Source organism: Streptomyces longisporus, assembly GCF_039532765.1.
GTDB lineage: Bacteria > Actinomycetota > Actinomycetes > Streptomycetales > Streptomycetaceae > Streptomyces > Streptomyces longisporus.
The window spans coordinates 14,120-29,663 of record NZ_BAAASG010000029.1 but is presented as its reverse complement, the minus strand read 5'-3'; the positions used below and the strand labels follow the sequence as shown (position 1 = coordinate 29,663).

Annotated in this window: 16 protein-coding genes and 3 pseudogenes; 9 read left to right on the top strand and 10 right to left on the bottom strand. The window is 67.1% G+C overall.

Annotated elements, in window-relative coordinates:
- Window positions 1-26: 26 nt before the first annotated feature.
- From ABD355_RS42930 to ABD355_RS42915, 4 genes are all read right to left on the bottom strand, one after another.
- A complete protein-coding gene (locus ABD355_RS42930; RefSeq protein ID WP_344406774.1) occupies window positions 27-791 on the bottom strand; it encodes a MerR family transcriptional regulator in 765 nt (254 codons plus the stop codon).
- Window positions 792-1,427: 636 nt separating this feature from the next.
- Complete coding sequence (locus ABD355_RS42925; protein ID WP_344406773.1) at window positions 1,428-1,613, bottom strand: hypothetical protein; 186 nt, start codon at window positions 1,611-1,613, stop codon at window positions 1,428-1,430.
- 201 nt (window positions 1,614-1,814) lie between these two features.
- The gene (locus tag ABD355_RS42920; RefSeq protein ID WP_344406771.1) at window positions 1,815-2,642 is read right to left on the bottom strand and encodes a PhzF family phenazine biosynthesis protein; all 828 of its coding nucleotides are present in this window, start codon (window positions 2,640-2,642) and stop codon (window positions 1,815-1,817) included.
- Between the two features lie 106 nt (window positions 2,643-2,748).
- The gene (locus ABD355_RS42915) at window positions 2,749-3,045 is read right to left on the bottom strand and encodes a winged helix-turn-helix transcriptional regulator (RefSeq protein ID WP_344406770.1); all 297 of its coding nucleotides are present in this window, start codon (window positions 3,043-3,045) and stop codon (window positions 2,749-2,751) included.
- 139 nt (window positions 3,046-3,184) lie between these two features.
- On the opposite strand from ABD355_RS42915, the gene ABD355_RS42910 reads away from it, so the two are divergent.
- Both ABD355_RS42910 and ABD355_RS42905 read left to right on the top strand, forming a co-directional pair.
- On the top strand, window positions 3,185-3,769 hold the full coding sequence (locus tag ABD355_RS42910) for a carboxymuconolactone decarboxylase family protein (protein WP_344406769.1): 585 nt from the start codon (window positions 3,185-3,187) through the stop codon (window positions 3,767-3,769).
- A gap of 296 nt (window positions 3,770-4,065) precedes the next feature.
- Window positions 4,066-4,359, top strand: coding sequence for a DUF1330 domain-containing protein (locus tag ABD355_RS42905; RefSeq protein WP_344406768.1), 294 nt, complete (start codon window positions 4,066-4,068; stop codon window positions 4,357-4,359).
- 49 nt (window positions 4,360-4,408) lie between these two features.
- Here the strand turns inward: ABD355_RS42905 and ABD355_RS42900 are convergent.
- A pseudogene (locus ABD355_RS42900) lies at window positions 4,409-4,754 on the bottom strand (IS5 family transposase); the annotation flags it as partial.
- A 106-nt stretch (window positions 4,755-4,860) separates the two neighbouring features.
- Window positions 4,861-5,067 (bottom strand): annotated as a pseudogene (locus ABD355_RS42895) (mycothiol transferase); the annotation flags it as partial.
- On the opposite strand from ABD355_RS42895, the gene ABD355_RS44835 reads away from it, so the two are divergent.
- The 3 genes from ABD355_RS44835 (at window position 4,979) to ABD355_RS44830 (ending at window position 6,685) form a co-directional block, all read left to right on the top strand.
- Window positions 4,979-6,064 carry a Gfo/Idh/MocA family protein gene (locus tag ABD355_RS44835; RefSeq protein WP_425585870.1) on the top strand — a complete coding sequence of 362 codons (1,086 nt, stop codon included), beginning with the start codon at window positions 4,979-4,981 and terminating at the stop codon, window positions 6,062-6,064. The pseudogene ABD355_RS42895 and the gene ABD355_RS44835 sit on opposite strands and share 89 nt — an antisense overlap.
- A 133-nt stretch (window positions 6,065-6,197) precedes the next feature.
- Complete coding sequence (locus tag ABD355_RS42880; RefSeq protein WP_344406766.1) at window positions 6,198-6,455, top strand: hypothetical protein; 258 nt, start codon at window positions 6,198-6,200, stop codon at window positions 6,453-6,455.
- Window positions 6,456-6,502: 47 nt separating this feature from the next.
- Window positions 6,503-6,685, top strand: coding sequence for a hypothetical protein (locus tag ABD355_RS44830; protein ID WP_425585865.1), 183 nt, complete (start codon window positions 6,503-6,505; stop codon window positions 6,683-6,685).
- 30 nt (window positions 6,686-6,715) lie between these two features.
- On the opposite strand, the gene ABD355_RS42870 is transcribed toward ABD355_RS44830, so the two are convergent.
- The gene (locus tag ABD355_RS42870; protein WP_344406764.1) at window positions 6,716-7,432 is read right to left on the bottom strand and encodes a class I SAM-dependent methyltransferase; all 717 of its coding nucleotides are present in this window, start codon (window positions 7,430-7,432) and stop codon (window positions 6,716-6,718) included.
- A 74-nt stretch (window positions 7,433-7,506) separates the two neighbouring features.
- On the opposite strand from ABD355_RS42870, the gene ilvY reads away from it, so the two are divergent.
- Together ilvY and rodA are read left to right on the top strand one after the other, a co-directional pair.
- Complete coding sequence (gene ilvY / locus ABD355_RS42865) at window positions 7,507-8,397, top strand: HTH-type transcriptional activator IlvY (RefSeq protein ID WP_344406763.1); 891 nt, start codon at window positions 7,507-7,509, stop codon at window positions 8,395-8,397.
- Window positions 8,398-8,668: 271 nt separating this feature from the next.
- Window positions 8,669-9,868 carry a rod shape-determining protein RodA gene (gene rodA, locus ABD355_RS42860; protein WP_344406761.1) on the top strand — a complete coding sequence of 400 codons (1,200 nt, stop codon included), beginning with the start codon at window positions 8,669-8,671 and terminating at the stop codon, window positions 9,866-9,868.
- 435 nt (window positions 9,869-10,303) lie between these two features.
- Here rodA and ABD355_RS42855 read toward each other — a convergent pair whose 3' ends face one another.
- From ABD355_RS42855 to ABD355_RS42845, 3 genes are all read right to left on the bottom strand, one after another.
- Window positions 10,304-11,551: a CynX/NimT family MFS transporter gene (locus ABD355_RS42855; protein ID WP_344406760.1), complete on the bottom strand. Its 1,248-nt coding sequence runs from the start codon at window positions 11,549-11,551 to the stop codon at window positions 10,304-10,306.
- 81 nt (window positions 11,552-11,632) lie between these two features.
- On the bottom strand, window positions 11,633-12,787 hold the full coding sequence (locus tag ABD355_RS42850) for a twin-arginine translocation signal domain-containing protein (RefSeq protein ID WP_344406759.1): 1,155 nt from the start codon (window positions 12,785-12,787) through the stop codon (window positions 11,633-11,635).
- 258 nt (window positions 12,788-13,045) lie between these two features.
- Window positions 13,046-13,633, bottom strand: a complete 588-nt coding sequence (locus tag ABD355_RS42845) for an isochorismatase family protein (RefSeq protein ID WP_344406758.1) — start codon at window positions 13,631-13,633, stop codon at window positions 13,046-13,048.
- 225 nt (window positions 13,634-13,858) lie between these two features.
- Here ABD355_RS42845 and ABD355_RS42840 point away from each other — a divergent pair, with 225 nt between their 5' ends.
- Window positions 13,859-14,527, top strand: coding sequence for a TetR/AcrR family transcriptional regulator (locus ABD355_RS42840; protein WP_344406757.1), 669 nt, complete (start codon window positions 13,859-13,861; stop codon window positions 14,525-14,527).
- Between the two features lie 715 nt (window positions 14,528-15,242).
- Window positions 15,243-15,527 (top strand): annotated as a pseudogene (locus ABD355_RS44825) (DUF6924 domain-containing protein); the annotation flags it as partial.
- Window positions 15,528-15,544 lie beyond the last annotated feature (17 nt).

Sequence of the window (15,544 nt, the reverse complement as noted above, 5' to 3'; positions counted from 1 at the left end):
ATGAGATCTGGTCTTGGCGCGTGCGGTCAGCTCAGCCGGGCATCGGCGTACACGGTCATCGCATCGCGCTGGTAGACGGCGAGACCTTCGGCGATCTTGTCGAAGTTGGCCCGCATCTGCGGGTCGTCGACATAGGTCTGGCCCACTCCCTTGTACGCGGCCGCGGTCGGGGTCCAGAACCGGCAGATCTGCTGGTAGTTGGCGTCCACCTCGGCCTGTACCGCGGGGTCGGAGACCGGCGTGCCGGCCACCATGAACTCCGCCATACGGATCATCTGCGCCGTCACCTCACGCTGCCAGCGCTCCGTGTCCTCGGAGGTCATCGCGTCGACGGCCTGCCGGGACTGCTCCCACGCCTGCGGCCACCGCTCCCGTACCTCGGCCTCGGCCTCGGAGGGGGCCTGGAACCCCTCGAACAGGTTCTCCGGCTTGTTGATCTTCGTCATCTTCCCGTTGTCCCTACCTTCTTCCAGTTCGGCGATGGTGCGCCCGACCGTACGGGCCAGCGTCTCCAGCCGGTCCCGTTCCGCGAGCAGCCGTTGGTGGTGCTGACGCAGCACGGCCACCTGGTCGAGCTGGTCGTCCAGGACCGCCTGGATCTCGCGCAAACCCAGGCCCAGCTCCCGCATCAGCAGGATCTGCTGCAACCGCAGCAGATCGGCCTCCTCGTAGTAGCGGTGCCCGTTGCTCCCGATCCATGCGGGCGGCAGCAGGCCGATCTCGTCGTAGTGCCGCAGCGTCCGCGATGTCACCTTGGACATCCGCGCCACCTCCGCGATCGACCAGGCCATGCCGGTGCCTCCCTCGCCGGGCCGGTCTCTCCGGCCACACACATGACCGTAGAAGTTGCCGCAACGGAAAGCGCAAGCCCGAACCCCGTTGGACAGACACCAGCGCCTGACCCGCCGAACAGGCCCTAGGTGTATCGACCCGCAGCGTTGTTCACGCGGCTGATGGGTGGGCGGCCGCCCAGTGCGGTGTGGCAGCGGTGGTGGTTGTAGGTGTGCAGGAAGTCTCAGCCGCCGTTCGCGTACGGCTGGAGAGCGATACGCCGGTAGAGCACCGCATCGTTCTGCCGAACACCCCTCGCGTGCAGGCCATCAACCTCGCCCACGAGGCCCCCGCTCCAAAGGCGATGGGCGTACGGCAGCGCCCAGGCCAACCGAAGCGCCGTCGGACACGCCTACGTGCTGTTCCAGCGATACGGGCTCGCCGAGCCTGCTCACATCAGTACGAGGGCTCGATCATCGCGACCGGATGGTCCGAACCCGAACGAACCCAGATCAGTACTTGGGCACGACAAGCCTCCGTTCCGGTGACCTGATCCAGGAGTCGTTCGCCCAGCCTCCCGTCCGGGGGATTGTGGCCGAGCCAGTCGGGCGAGACGCTGCCCGCGCGTACGCGCGGGTGGTTGAGGCTCTGTTGCCTCACAGGCCTGAGGTAGCGGCGCGGCGGTCCTTTGTCACCCAATCGAAGCGCTTGGCAGCAACCCCGGTCGTTTCGGCCTTTCTGACAGTGAATCCGGTCGGACGGGTGAGGGCGGAGAGGACTGCCAGTGCCCAGAACAGGCCGTGCCAGCCGCTGTACTGACCGACGAACGAGCCGATCGGCACGCCGACGACGCTGGCCGGCGCGCGACAGGCTCACGTTCAGGTCGGCGGCCGGGCGCGGAGACGAGCTGTGGAAACGGCGGGCGACGAAGAGGGCTGCGGAGCAGGGGACTTGGCGGGAGCCGCTTTCGTCCCTCGTTGCTGCGGGAGGACAGGGCGGGTGACGATCGCCTGACATGCCGCCGCTGATGAGCTGCGGACCGGTCATGGCATGCGGATGCTGCGTGTGACTTCCGCGGCGCCGCCCAAGTGGACCCGCAGCCCCAACGGGTCCGGTTGTGCGGTGGCGGTGATCGTGGAGGGACTGCCGAGAGAGTCACCCATGTCGACTGCGATGTCGCTGATGCCCTGGCCGGCCAGATGCGCTGCGAGGCAGGCGGTGCTGTTGGCGTTGGCGATGTCTTCCGCGACGCCGATCGACGGGGCGAACATGCGGGCCGCGACGCGGCCGGTGGGCGTCGGCACCGAGTAGGCGTAGCAGCCCAGAAACCCGAGACGATCGCAGGCGGCACGGAGCCGTTCGAAGTCCGGGCTGAGGGTGGTGAGCGCGGACCGCGTAGTAAGGGGAACCAGCAACCGCGACCGCCCCACTGAGGCGACGCGGGTACCGGGAGCGAGTGTGCCCGAGGTGACACCGAGTGCGGGCAGGACAAGGTCGCACTCGATCGCTGTGGGCCTGCGCAGGTCTACGGGACCGGGGTCGAAGGCGGCATGGACATGCGTCTTCTCCCGTACGGACCAACCAGGGAAGACACGCCCTGCCGCATGGATGGTGGCTCGATTCTCCTGGCTCTCCGAGCGCTCGGCCAGGAAGGCCAGAGCGGCAACCGTCCCATGACCGCACGCGGGCAGTTCGCCAGCGGCGGTGAAGAAACGGAGGGAAACGACCGGACTGCCTCGTCGACTGTCGTGCACCGAGACGAAAACGGCGTGCGACGTTCCCATCTGAACCGGCACACGACGGCGTTCATCGTCACTCAACGGCGCCTCGTCCAGTACCGCGGTGGGACTGCCGCCTTTGCCGTCGCGCATGCACGCGCGGACGATCGTGACAGGCAGACCGTGCCTACTCATCGCAGTGCCGTGATCCTTGTGCCGGACCGGAGTCTGCTTCCCCCGCCCACCACCGGCTCCACCTTCAGGCCTCCGCAGGATTCTGATCGTTCTGTTCTTGCGCCTGCGCCCAGGTGATCGCCCATTCGTTGAGCGGTCGGAGGGCGTCACTGAGTGCTGCCCCCAGGCGAGTGAGCTCGTAGCCGTCGGCCGAGGGGGCGATGATCCCGTTTGTCGTGAGTTCGCGAAGCCGCTGGTAGAGGACGCTGGATGACAGTCCTTCGCATCGCGCCAGTAGCGTGCGGGCGCCGAGCGGGCCCGCACGCAGCTCCCAGAGAATGCGCAGCGCCCACCGACGGCCGAAGAGGTCCATCGCGGCCATGATCGGACGGCCGGTCGTCGATCCACGGACCGGTGTTCCTGGGCGCGGTGTCGGCATGACCCTCCTTGTGTTTCGTTATTCGAAACACTAGCATCCGTGCCGTGTTTCGAATTTCGAAACAACCTCAACGGGAGCGCCGATGTCGCGAATAGCCCTGCTGGAACCGCCGTACGCCGACGAGGCCGGCGCGCTGCTCGCTCGCATGATGCCCGGGGACGTGCCCCCGATCGGGCTGTTCCGGATGTTCGCGAGAAACCTCCCGATGGCCGGCGCCATGCACGGATGGGGGCGCTATGAGCTGGGCCGACAGCTGACCCTGACCATGAGGGACCGCGAGATCGCCATCAACCGGACATGCGTGCTGTGCGGCTGCGAGTACGAGTGGGGCGTGCACATGATGACGTTCGCCGAGCGGGTCGGGCTCACCCGCGAGCAGGCGGCATCCTTGGTGCACGGCGGCCCCGCTGACGACTGCTGGACGTCCGAGCGGGAACGGCTGCTCATCCTCGCCGTCGACGCGCTGCACGAGCGTTCCGACATCGATGACGCGCTGTGGACACAACTCGTGTCGGTCTTCGACGAGCTCCAGCTGCTCGATCTGCTGCTCCTGTGCGGGTGGTACCACGCCGTCAGCTTCGCCGCGCGTGCCACGCGCGTGCCGCACGAGCCCGGCGCGCCTCGCTTCGCCGACTTCCTCCCCATCACGACCGAGACCAACCGGTGAGCACTACCCGGGAGCACTCCGAGGCGCGGCTGCCGGCCCCCTCCCTGATGTTCATCGCCCTGGTCGTGGCGGCAGCCGCCAACCTCGGGGCACCGCTCATCACCAGCGTGGCGACACCGTCACCCCCAAGACCGAGACGTCGAGCGCCACGAGCTTCAACCACGTCGTCCGCAGCGTCGTGTACTCCCTGGGCAGCGCCATCGGCGGCCTGATCCTCGCCGCGGGCACCGGCCCGCCGACGCCCATCCGAGAGCAACCCGCAAGTCAGATGCAGTCATACCGACACTGGAGGTCCCATGCCAAAGGGCTACTGGGTCAGCGTCTACCGCTCCATTTCAGACCCTGAGAAGCTAGCTGCTTACAACAAGCTGGCCCGCCTGGCCGTCGAGGCCGGGGGCGGCCGGACCTTCGTCCGTGGCGGTCGGGTCGTGGCGCATGACGCCGGAATCGCCGAGCGCACCGTCCTGGTCGAGTTCGACAGCTTCGAGCAGGCTGTCGCGGCGCGCGAGAGTGCGGCCTACCAGGAGGCGCTGGTCGCCCTCTCCGACGGCGTCGAGCGCGACTTCCGCATAGTCGAAGGCGTCGACTGACCGAGGTGCAGTCGGACACTCAACTCAGAGGTCCTTTTCTCCCGTTGTTTCATCCCGGGATGCACATTTGATCCGCTGATGCGGGGCCCCGCCAGGAGCTGGTGGCCTCGCCGGTGGGGCGGCGGGCCATCAGGTCGGTCATGGCGAGGTGGATCATGACCTTGGCAGGGAGGGCCTCGTAGTCGCGCGCCAGGCGACGGTGGAGCATCAGCCAACCCTAGGTCCGCTCGACCGCCCAGCGTTTCGGGATCGGGGTGAAACCCCTGTCCCGGGGGTGCGTTCGACCATTTCCAGGTCGATGCCGAGGGGGCGGCGTGCTCGACGAGGTGCTTGCGGTAGCCGCCGTCGACCCTGACCTTGCACTGGGCGGGCTGATCGGCGTCGGCCCGCTCCAAGAAGGGTGCGGCCGGCGGTGGAGGACGTGCAGCGATACCGGCAGGCCGGCCAACGCGCGCCCGAATCGAACCACGGTCGCCTCGACAGTGGTTGCGTGGCGTCCAGGTCAGCGAGCACGCCAGCCAGAGTCTCACCGGGCAGCATCCGGAACTCGTCGGCCCAGCGGGTCCGGTCGTCCTGGGGCATGGCGGTGAAGTCGGCCATCGCCAACGCACCGTCCACGATGAACTGCACCCAATTCCGCTCGACCGCGGTGACGTGCTTGGCGCACCCAGTGCCTGCGGGTCGCCGTCCTTGGCGCCGGCAGCGCACGCGCGAGCGGGGCCGAGTCGTCGGCCTCCTGTCCTGCACGGCCGAGCGCAGCCTCGCGGCGGCCGAACGCTGGCAGGTCGATGTCGGATACCCGGACCTCGATGCCGTCCTGAGCGACGACACGATCGACGTCGTCCACGTCTCCCCCCAACCACCTGCACGTCGCTCAGACTGTCGCCGCCTGCGGGCCGGCAAGCACGTCGTGTGCGAGAAAGCCGTCGCGACGATCGCGGCGGATGCGCAACTCCTCGTGGACGCGGCCGAGTCGGCGGGCCGGATCGTCACCGTGCCGTTCATCCACCACTACCACCCCATGGTCCGCGAGTTCCGGACCCGTATCGCGGCGAGCGGTTTCGGCGCCTGGCAGCTCCTGAACGGTCACACCTCCAGGACTGGCGGGTGGATCCGGCGGCCGGCGTCGCCTCACGGGCGTTCGCCGAGATCGGGTCGCACAGGTTCGACCTGGTCGAATGGGCGGCCGGGCCCGGTCGCCGAACTCCTCACGGAGACGACGGCGACGGTGGCCGACCGGCCCCACGTGGGCGGCCCGGCGTACGGCCAGGGGGCCCTCCGGCACGGGCCGCGTCACGGTCACGAGGGAGAACGCCCTCGCGAGCCCAGCCACAGGGACTCGGGGGAGCGTCCGGAGCGGACCGAGACGCCGGCGCGCGACCCCTCCGCCAACTCGCCCGACGCCGCCCGCCTCTCGGTCGTGCCGGCGGGGCACCCGCAGGGTTACCCGGAGTGTTTCGTTGGCCCGCCGCATTTCGGCGTTCTCGGCCCGCAGCCGCTTGATCCCCGCGGCCTCCCCGGACGTGACGCCGGGCCGCCGGCCGGCGTCGACTTCAGCCTTCCGGACCCAGGTCCACACCGTCTCAGCCGCACCGATACCCAACTTCGCCGCGCCTGCCTTCATCACGGCCCACTCGGTTTCGGGCAGTCGGGACGGATCTCCGTGACAATGCGCACCGCACGCTCACGAAGCTCGGGCGGGTAGGGGCGCGCCACCTCGCCGCCGGGTAGGCAGAAGCAACCCTTCCCGGGAGTGCGGCAGTCTTACCTGACGCAGTCCTCAGAGGATCAGCCTCTGTCGACTCGTACTGGCAAACCGACTGGAAAGGGCGCGCCCCATGGTGCTGCATCCCGACTTCTGCCTGGACGTTCCGGAGGGTTTCGACGACTCGGACGCTGAAACTGGGGTGCATCCCGTGGCCAGGAAGCTGTTCCCCGCCACGACTACCGCGGAAGCCTTCAAGAAGGCCCATGAGTGGGTGCGGGAACAAGACATCCGTCTGACAGACGTGTCGTGGGATTTCTTCCACGACGAGGACGAGCCCTACTGTTTGAGCATCTATTTCACCTTCGAGCTGGATCCCGAAGACACCTGACCACGCCTGTGCGGTTTCGTCGTGATCAGACAGGCGGCGTTATCGGGATGGCCGCCCGCGACCTGGACACGGACGAGCGTGCCGTACGACAGCTCCGCTACGAGCTGGAGCTCATCCAGCACTCCGAAACACTGATCACCTGGGCCGCCATCACTCTCATGACCAGGCGCCTCGCCCGGAAAGGCGCCACCCCCAGCTGGCCGAGGAAACCGGCGCCGGCCGATTCTTGAGCCTGTGCCAACGAGGCGTGGTGTGAGCGGCTACCGGCGGCGGCAGCAGAACTCCGCATGGGTGGGACGGGGAAAGGCGCGGGAGACGATGTCGAACCCGGCTCGTTGCAGCATGCCCTCGACAATCCAGGAGTAGGTGGAGAACTCGTCTCGGACGTGGGCTTCGAAGTCGGCCTTGGTGAAGCCCTCGCCGTCCGGGCGGCCTGCTGTGTCGATCCACTGCTGCAGGTGTGTCTCTGCGCTGGAGGGCTCGAAACTGAAGATCACGTCCCACAAGTAGAAGGTCCCGCCGGGACGAAGCATCCCGGCTGCGTTGATCAGCACCTGCTGCTTCCAGAAGTCCGGGAGTTGGTGCAAGGCCGACTTCGTGGTCACCACGTCGGCGAGAGGGCCCTGGTGGGTGTAGTCGAGAAAACCGGCATGGTGCCATTGCGGTGCAACACCGAACCGATCGGCCCGCGCCTTGGCGAAGGCCAGCATTTCCTCGGAAACGTCAACACCGTGCGCGACTGCCCCGCGCCGTGCGGCCTGGACGGCCAGTGAGCCGGTACCGCACGCAAGATCGACCAGTTGGGTGCCTTCGCTGACGCCCAAGCGGTCCAGCAGCGCGTCATCAGCATGCGGGTCAGTGCCCTGGTTCCGGTCGTAGGCGGCGACTGCGGCCTTGCTGCCCAAGTCGATGCCGACCGGCGCATATTCAGAGAAGTACCAGACGGGGCGGAGACGCGTGGTGTCGCTTCGTGGCATGCCCCGTTTGTAGGCTCCCCACAGGACCTACGGCAACGGCAACTTACGCACCGCTGCATTGCGAAAGGTGAAAGGTGCAGGACCACGACCAGTACCGGCTCTTCCTCCACCTCGCGGAGACGCTCAGCTTCACCCGCACCGCGACTGACTGCCACGTCAGCCCTGCCACGCTGTCCCGGACCGTGCAGCGGCTTGAGGCCGCCACCGGCCATCGCCTCCTCGACCGCGGCCCTCACGGGGTATGCCTGACCAGACACGGCCGCGCCTTCCGCCACTACGCAGCCGAAGCCCTGGACCTCTGGGCCCGCTACCGCATCGACGATTCAGCGGACGACGACCTCAGCGGACACCTGCGGGTGTTCGCCTCCGTCACCGCATGCCACACCCTCTTGCCCGACCTGCTCACCCCGCTCCGCGACGCGCACCCGCGCGTGCGCATCTCCTTACGTACAGGCGACGCCGCGGCCGCCCTTGCCCTGCTCGACCAGGGCGAGGCCGACCTTGCCGTCGCAGCCCTCCCACCCCGGATTCCCGCCACCGTGCTCGCCCGGCAGATCACACAGACCCCGCTCGTCCTCGTCCAGGCCGGTCCAGCGTTGACCGGCGAGGAGTTCACCGCCGCGGCGGAACCCTTCGTCCTGCCACGGCAGGGACTCGTGCGCGCTGCCGCAGACCAGTGGTTCCGAGACCTGGGTATCCGTCCGCGCATCGCTGCCGAGACCGACGGCCATGAAGCGCTGCTCACCCTGGTCGCTCTGGGCTACGGCACGGGCATCGTGCCCGATCTTGTCCTGCAACACAGCGGACTCCGCGCCAGACTTCGCCAGGTGACCGCCTCATCCGTACCAGATCGGCTCGCCATCGGCGTCTGCATCCGAAGGGCGGACGTACACCGCCCCTTGGTCGCCGCAGCCTGGGCGGCATGTCAGCCCGACCAGGGCACCCAGGCAGAGCAGAGCGCCTAACTCAGCTGTGAAGGAGGTTCGAAAGCACGCACTTACGTCCCACGCACCAACTCCGACACTGTGTCGGTCACCGACCCGAAGACGTACAAGGTCAGGCAAACCGGTTGCCGTGCATGACCCGTAGAACCACCCCGCGCCACGTGAGAACGACACGGCAAGACCCGCCTGTCAAGATCGGGGCGACATGCCCCTGTTCTCGAATTTGCTGACTTGCGCAACCGCGCAGCTATGATTCCGGCACGGACAGCCCGAAGCGCCGGAGGCGGCTGACATGACCAGCGTGAAGAGCTTCTCGGTGTGGGGGTACGGGCCCGAACGGCCCCGGTGGAAGCGATTGTTCGCGCGGGACTCGATGGTGCGTCGGCTGGACTGGCCGATACTGCTGTCGGCGCTCGGATTGTCGTGCATCGGATCGCTGCTCGTCTTCTCCGCGACCCGCAACCGCACGACGATCAACCAGGGAGACCAGTACTACTTCCTGGTCCGGCACCTGATGAACCTCGGTATCGGGTTGGCCCTGATGATCGGCACCCTGTGGCTGGGCCACCGCGCCCTGCGCAACGCCGTGCCGGTCCTCTACGGCCTGTCCCTCGTGGGCGTCCTGGCCGTGCTCACCCCGCTCGGCGCGACCATCAACGGCAACCGCAACTGGATCGTGCTGGGCGGCGGATTCTCGCTCCAGCCCTCGGAGTTCGTGAAGGTTTCGATCGTCCTGGGCATGGCGATGCTGCTGTCGGCCCAGGTCGACGCGGGCGACCGGCCGTACCCCGACAGTCGCACCGTGATCCAGGCGCTGGGACTGGCCGCCGTACCGATCATGGTAGTGATGATGATGCCGGACCTCGGCTCGACAATGGTCATGACCGTCACGATTCTCGGCGTGCTGCTCGCTTCGGGCGCGTCCATCCGGTGGATCTTCGGGCTGCTCGCCGTCGGAGCCGTGGGGGCGATCGCGGTGTGGCAGCTCCACCTGCTGGACGCGTACCAGATCAACCGGTTCGCGGCCTTCGCCGACCCGAGCTTGGACCCGTCGGGCGTCGGCTACAACACCAACCAGGCCCGGATCGCCGTCGGCTCTGGCGGGCTGACCGGGCAGGGGCTCTTCCACGGGACGCAGACCACCGGTCAGTTCGTCCCGGAACAGCAGACCGACTTCGTCTTCACGGTCGCCGGCGAGGAGTTGGGCTTCGCCGGCGGCATCCTGATCATCGCCCTGATCGGGGTCATCCTGTGGCGGGCCTGCCGGATCGCGCGCGAGTCGTCCGAGCTGTACAGCACGATCGTCGCCGCCGGGATCGTCGCCTGGTTCTCCTTCCAGTCCTTCGAGAACATCGGCATGGCGCTCGGAATCATGCCGGTGGCAGGCATCCCGCTGCCGTTCGTCTCCTACGGCGGCTCGTCCATGTTCGCCGTGTGGGTAGCGGTAGGTCTTCTTCAGTCGATAAAGGTCCAGCGCCCCGTCCAGGCATAGTTGCCCAGTGCCGAGGCCTTGCCAGGCCGTACGTGCGCATTGCCCGCGTCACCGTCATTGTCGAGGCGTCCGGCGCCCCTGCCCCCGGCCGGGAGGCGACCCCCGCCCCGGGCCCCGGTGCCGTACGCGTCAAGCCCTGGTCCGAGGCAGTGCTGCTCCAGTGCCGGCCCTCGAACGTCACGGAGGTGGCGTGCAGCGTGGTGGCGTGGCAGACCACCCACGAGACGAGGGACCAGACCTGTTGGAACCACAGATCCGGGAGGAGCACATCACTCACGGCCGTTCGTGATCGCGGTTTCGATGTCCCCTCCGTGGCCCTGGCACTGAAAGTGACCCAGAACCACTCTTCATAGGCCACCGACACGAGGGCGTCGGGGCGGGTCACATACGGGATGTGGGCGGGTTTTCGTCTCCCTGTGTGTCGCGGTCGGGGGCTCAGGTGTGAGCGGCAGGTATGCGGACACGGTCCTGTGGGAGCTCGGGAGCGCCAACAACGAAACCGTTTCGTGCCGCTTTCATTCCCACGGCTGCCTCCGGTACGGCCACGCCGAGCAGGAGCAGCAGCGGGAGGGCCCAGCCGCCGCTGGCACTGTGGACGAGACCGATCGTCAGCGGCCCCGCGCCGGCGAGGAGGTATCCGCCGGTCTGGGCCATGCCCGACAGTTGTGCGGCTGTCTGCGGGTCCGGGGAGCGCAGGGTGAGCAGGGTGATGGCCAGCGGGAAGGCACTGCCGGTGGCGAGGCCGAGCAGGATCACCCACAGCCATGGGCTCTGCGGGGCGAGGAGGATGCCGGTGAGTGCGGTGATTTTCAGTATGGCGATGGTGATGACGAGGGGCTTTTGGTCTCCGAGCCGTGCGGCGAGGACGGGGATGAGATAGCCCATGGGGATACCGATGAGCAGCATCACCGACATCATCGTTCCGGCCTGTGCGGGGTGCACGCCGGTGTTCTGCATGATGTCGGGCAGCCAGGACACCAGGGCGTAGAACGTCAGCGACACCAGGCCGAGGAAGACGGCGACGGCCCAGGCGAGCGGGGAGCGGCTGACGGTGGGGCCATGGGCGCGCTGGGGGCGTTTACGGCGTTTCCCGTCTCCGGGGCGTGCGAGGGGTCCCCACAGGATGGTTCCGGCGGCTGAAGGGATGGCCCATACGGCGAGAGCGATGCGCCATCCCGCGGTGCGGTCGAGGGGGACGGCGAGGCCGGCGGCGATGGCGCCGGAGGCGGCCATGAGGGTCATGGCGAGTGCGGTGAGGGAACCGACGCGGTGGGCGAAGTGCTGTTTGACGACTACGGGCAGCAGGACGTTCCCGATGGCGATTCCGGCTCCGGCCAGCACAGTCCCCGCGAACAGGGCCAGTGCGGAGGGGATCGTGCGCAGAAGGACTCCGGTGGTGATGAGGGCGAGAGCGAGGGTGATGGCGCCTTCGGTGCCGATGCGGCGGCTGAGGGGTGGTGCCAGGGCCGCGAACACGCCGAGGCACAGGATGGGAAGTGTGGTCAGAAGGCTGGTGGTGAAGGCGCCCAGGTGGAAGATGTGTTGGAGGTCGGTGAGCAGGGGCGCGATGCAAGTGATCGCGGCGCGTAGGTTGACGGTCAGGAGTATGAGTCCGGCCAGTGCCCAGGCGCGGGCAGCGTGAAGTGTGGTCGAGGTGCGCATGAAGTTCTTCCCCGTTGACATGGCAGCGGCTCCCCCCGTGAGCAGGTAGGGGGAGCCGCTGGTGTTGCGGGCCGCCAGGGGTGTCCCCGGCAGCCCGGGTGGTCAGGCGTTGATGAGGGCCTGCTTCGCCTTCGTCTTGGTGTGGAAGGGGCAGGCGTTGAGGGCTGCTGCGTTCGCGGTTGCGTTCGTGTCACCGAGGAGGGTGAGGATTTCCTGGCTGAGCAGGTCGGGCTTGCCCTTGAGGGCGTCGGCCAGCTGCTGATCCTTGGAAAACACCATTTCGGCGGCGATGTTGTCCATCACGATGCGGGCGAGGTTGTCGAGTGCGACGTGGACCGCGTTGGGGAGGGAAGGCGCCTCGCAGACCAGGTCGATCAGGTGGCTGTCGACCATGCCGTTGTCCATCAGGTGCTTGATGATGATGGAGTTCTGGTTCAGCTCGGACGTCGTCCACATCGACAGGACGACTACGTACAGCTCGTGCCAGGCGTCCGCGCCGACCTTGTCCTTCCAGCGCCCGAACAGGTCCTTGACCGCTTCGATCTGGACTTTCGCGGCCCAGTACATATTCGTTTTGATGTCGTCGGCGATCTTCCCGGTGAACTTCTGGAATCCGGGCATGTCGAAGGTACGACGCCGAGTGATCTCGTTGATGTAGGTCAGGCCGGCGTCGAGGATGTGAGCGCAGGACGTTTTCAGGTCGACGGGGAGACCTGCGTCCTCCAGTGTGCGTCGTGCGGCGTCGAGGTCGGTGGCGAATGCCTGGAGCGGGGTGATCCATTCCGTGTTCGAGGGTCCGGCGTAGGCGACGAGTTGGAGGTCGCGGGCGTCCATGTCGGTCTGTCCCGCCGGGACTTTGGGGTCCAGGGACGGTGCGATGACGGAGAAGATGCCGAGCGAGACGTGGGCGATGGATTTCGCCAGCTGGAAGATTGGCGAGATCGGCTCTTCGATGAACTGCTGGCCCTGGTGAACCAGTGTGTATTTACCGCCCTGCATGCCGTTTTCCACGACGATGACCGGACCGAGTTGCTGGAGGACGTTGGCCCGCAGCTTGTCGTAGTTGGTGCGCATGTCGGTGTCGACCTGGAGGATGTTGTTCCTCGCGGTCGTGGTGTCGGCGGCTGCGGTGCCGTTTCCGGCGGGAGTGGCCGCCTCGGCAGCCGTGGCGTGTGCCGCCTGTGAGGCGGTGCCGGTCAGGAGAGTGGCGGCTGCGGCGGTGCCTGCAGCGCCGATGAAGTTTCTACGGGTGGTCACGTGCTGTTTCCCCCAGCTGCGTTTTTACGTCTCCGACCGGGGCATTCCGCCGAGGTCGGAGATGACGGGTTTTTGTCGCGCCCGACGAAAAAGACGCTACTGCCTCAACTGGTCGGCAAATAGGAGTAGATGACACAGGGATCACACATGGGTGCTATGCGAACACATAAAACCGGACGGAATGATTTCGGATGCAGGAACAAAAAGGGGCGCCCGAGCTGAAGCCCGGACGCCCTGTGCGTCGTGCAGGAAGGTGTCTTACGACAGGTCGGAGACCGAGGAGACCACCACCCCGTAAAGTTCCATGATCGTCGCCAGGGCGCTGTCGTGGATCTGCTGCGCGGTGAGGGCGGTGCCGCCGCCCCTGACGCGTGTGGACAGGGCGCGGGTGCCACAGGCGTTCGCGACGACAGTTGGGTGCAGCCCGTTCAGGAAGGCGCCCTGGGCGGTGAACAGGATGCACATGTTGCTCATGAACCCGGCCAGGATGACGTTCTTGCGGCCGGTCTTCTCGATCCGCTGGGCCAGGTCGGTGTTGTGGAAGGCGTTGGGGACTGACTTGATGACTCGGCCTTCGCCGTCCACGGGGGCGACGTCAGCGATGATCTTTCCGCCTTCGGACTCCACGTCGTAGCCCTTGTCCTGGACGTGGATGACAGGGGCGCCGGCCTCGCGGGCGGCAGTGAGGAGCTTCTTGCCCTCGGCGACGGCCTCGGCGTGACCGTCCAGCTCCATGACGCCACCGGTGTAGGTGTTCTGGAAGTCGACCAGGACCACTACGGAGTCGGTCAGGGAGGCGGGGGTCTCGTCGAAGCCGTTCAGTTCGCGCAGGGTCGTCGTAGCCACGGGGGAAACCACCTTCGTATGTGGGGCCGGATGCCGTGCCATGAGGCGCGAGCGATCACCCCGCGTCGTAGCCGGGGCCACCCCATGACGTTGGCGACGCTAACACATCTCGTAATCGACGTTAGCGTCAGGCTCGGTATCAGGCTGAGACTTTCCCGCCTTCACGGCACAAGTTCCCAGGTCACGCATGTAAGCGGAACTAGCATCCACTGTTAACATGTGTGCATGACGACGGCCCGAGAGCGCATCCTGGAAGCGACCACGCAGCTACTCGCCGAGAGTGACGCGCCGGCCATCTCCACACGCGCCATCTGCGAGCGCGCCAAGGTGGGCGGCCCGGAGATCTACCGCCAGTTCGGGGACAAGCAGGGACTGCTCGCAGCGGTGGCCGATCTCGGCTTCGAACGCTTCCTGGCCAACAAGAGACGCAATCCCCGCACGGCCGATCCCGTCGCGGACCTGCGGACGGCATGGGACAGTCACGTCGCGTTCGCACTGGCCAACCCGCACCTGTACCGGCTGATGTTCACCCCCAGCGGCGAACCCAAGCCGCAGGCGGTCAAGGAGGCCCAGCACCTCCTTCTCGAAGCCCTGAGGCGCTGCGGAGACGCCGGGAGGCTGCGTCTGGCACCCGAACTGGCCGGACAGTCGATTCTGGCCGCCAACGTCGGCGTGTGCCTGATGATGCTGTCCTACCCCGAGCTGTTCGGGAGTCTGGACATCTCACAGGCGGTGCGCGACGCCGTGATCGCAAAGGTCACCGGAGACGAACAGGAAGACACCCGGATCAGCGCCGCGACCGTTCTGGCCCGCGCACTCGCCGGAACCCTCACTGGTACCGCGCCCGTGGACAGCACCACCATCGAGCAGGTGGCCCGCGCCCTCTCCACCTGACGGCAGCCATACGCAACACCACCCCCGCCGGGCGTCTGGGCCTCGCCGTGGACAGCGTCGCTCTTGGGCGGTAGGCAGGGGCATTTTGTACGTAACGCGCGGCAACGCAGCATGCCGAACGGCGGATCGGCCCGGAAAGTGATGGACCGCTCCCTGCATGAGCATGAACGGGAGACCGGCAACCGTCACGGTGAACGGCCCTGATCTCGATGGGCAGTCCGACCTTGCTTCGTACACGACGACACGGTGTGTACGAAGTCGAGCTACCGGATCCCTAACGCCTACACCGACACCGGCGAGGCGGAACACCCGCCGCAGGCCGAACCGTCCGCCGCGAAAGCCGCCGCCCGGACGGAGTGCGCCAGCGGCGCCGACGCCTGTGACGGCATTGCTTATCCGCTCCCCCGGCTGCCGGCGTTGGCCTCTCGGCGCGAGTCGGCATCCGCGGGATAGCTACGGATGAACGCCGTACGAACAGCTCGCCCGAGTTCCTCGATCGCCCGGCAGGCCGGTGCTTCGGGCTCGCCGCGGGTCGGGCGCGCAGGGCCCGCCGGGACCTGCAGTGCCCAGAGGAAGGACGGTGGTGTCCTGCCTCCCCCAGACCCGCGCCCTCGGAAACGGCCATGAGACAGTCGGGCGACCTCACCGATCGTTACCGAGGAGAAGAATTCATGAGAGCGCTGCCCGCCGTCACGGGCCGTGATGAGTTCGTGCCCTGGTCGTCAGAACCGGCTACCTCGACGACCAGGCGTGGCAGGTCGTCACGGCGGCGCTGACGAAGCCCTTGGGAGACGAACAATACAAAGCAGACGTCCACTTCATCGACCTTGCCGACCGTACAACCATGCAAACCGAGAACCACCCACTGCTGGCGGTCACCACGCTGACGCGGGAGGAATGCGCGAACGAAGAGGACGACGAACAACTCACCGAATTCGGTCGTGATTTCCGTATCATTCCTGCAAGCCTCCAGGAGGTCCACGCGAACCCGAGCATCGGAAACCTGGGCTTCGAGGA

Coding starts and splice junctions, on each gene's coding strand:
- ABD355_RS42930 (WP_344406774.1), bottom strand. CDS start 791: ATGGCCTGGTCGATCGCGGAGGTGGCGCGGATGTCCAAGGTGACATCG.
- ABD355_RS42920 (WP_344406771.1), bottom strand. CDS start 2,642: ATGCGCGACGGCAAAGGCGGCAGTCCCACCGCGGTACTGGACGAGGCG.
- ABD355_RS42915 (WP_344406770.1), bottom strand. CDS start 3,045: ATGGCCGCGATGGACCTCTTCGGCCGTCGGTGGGCGCTGCGCATTCTC.
- ABD355_RS42910 (WP_344406769.1), top strand. CDS start 3,185: ATGTCGCGAATAGCCCTGCTGGAACCGCCGTACGCCGACGAGGCCGGC.
- ABD355_RS42905 (WP_344406768.1), top strand. CDS start 4,066: ATGCCAAAGGGCTACTGGGTCAGCGTCTACCGCTCCATTTCAGACCCT.
- ABD355_RS44835 (WP_425585870.1), top strand. CDS start 4,979: ATGAACTGCACCCAATTCCGCTCGACCGCGGTGACGTGCTTGGCGCAC.
- ABD355_RS42880 (WP_344406766.1), top strand. CDS start 6,198: ATGGTGCTGCATCCCGACTTCTGCCTGGACGTTCCGGAGGGTTTCGAC.
- ABD355_RS44830 (WP_425585865.1), top strand. CDS start 6,503: ATGGCCGCCCGCGACCTGGACACGGACGAGCGTGCCGTACGACAGCTC.
- ABD355_RS42870 (WP_344406764.1), bottom strand. CDS start 7,432: ATGCCACGAAGCGACACCACGCGTCTCCGCCCCGTCTGGTACTTCTCT.
- rodA (WP_344406761.1), top strand. CDS start 8,669: ATGACCAGCGTGAAGAGCTTCTCGGTGTGGGGGTACGGGCCCGAACGG.
- ABD355_RS42855 (WP_344406760.1), bottom strand. CDS start 11,551: ATGTCAACGGGGAAGAACTTCATGCGCACCTCGACCACACTTCACGCT.
- ABD355_RS42840 (WP_344406757.1), top strand. CDS start 13,859: ATGACGACGGCCCGAGAGCGCATCCTGGAAGCGACCACGCAGCTACTC.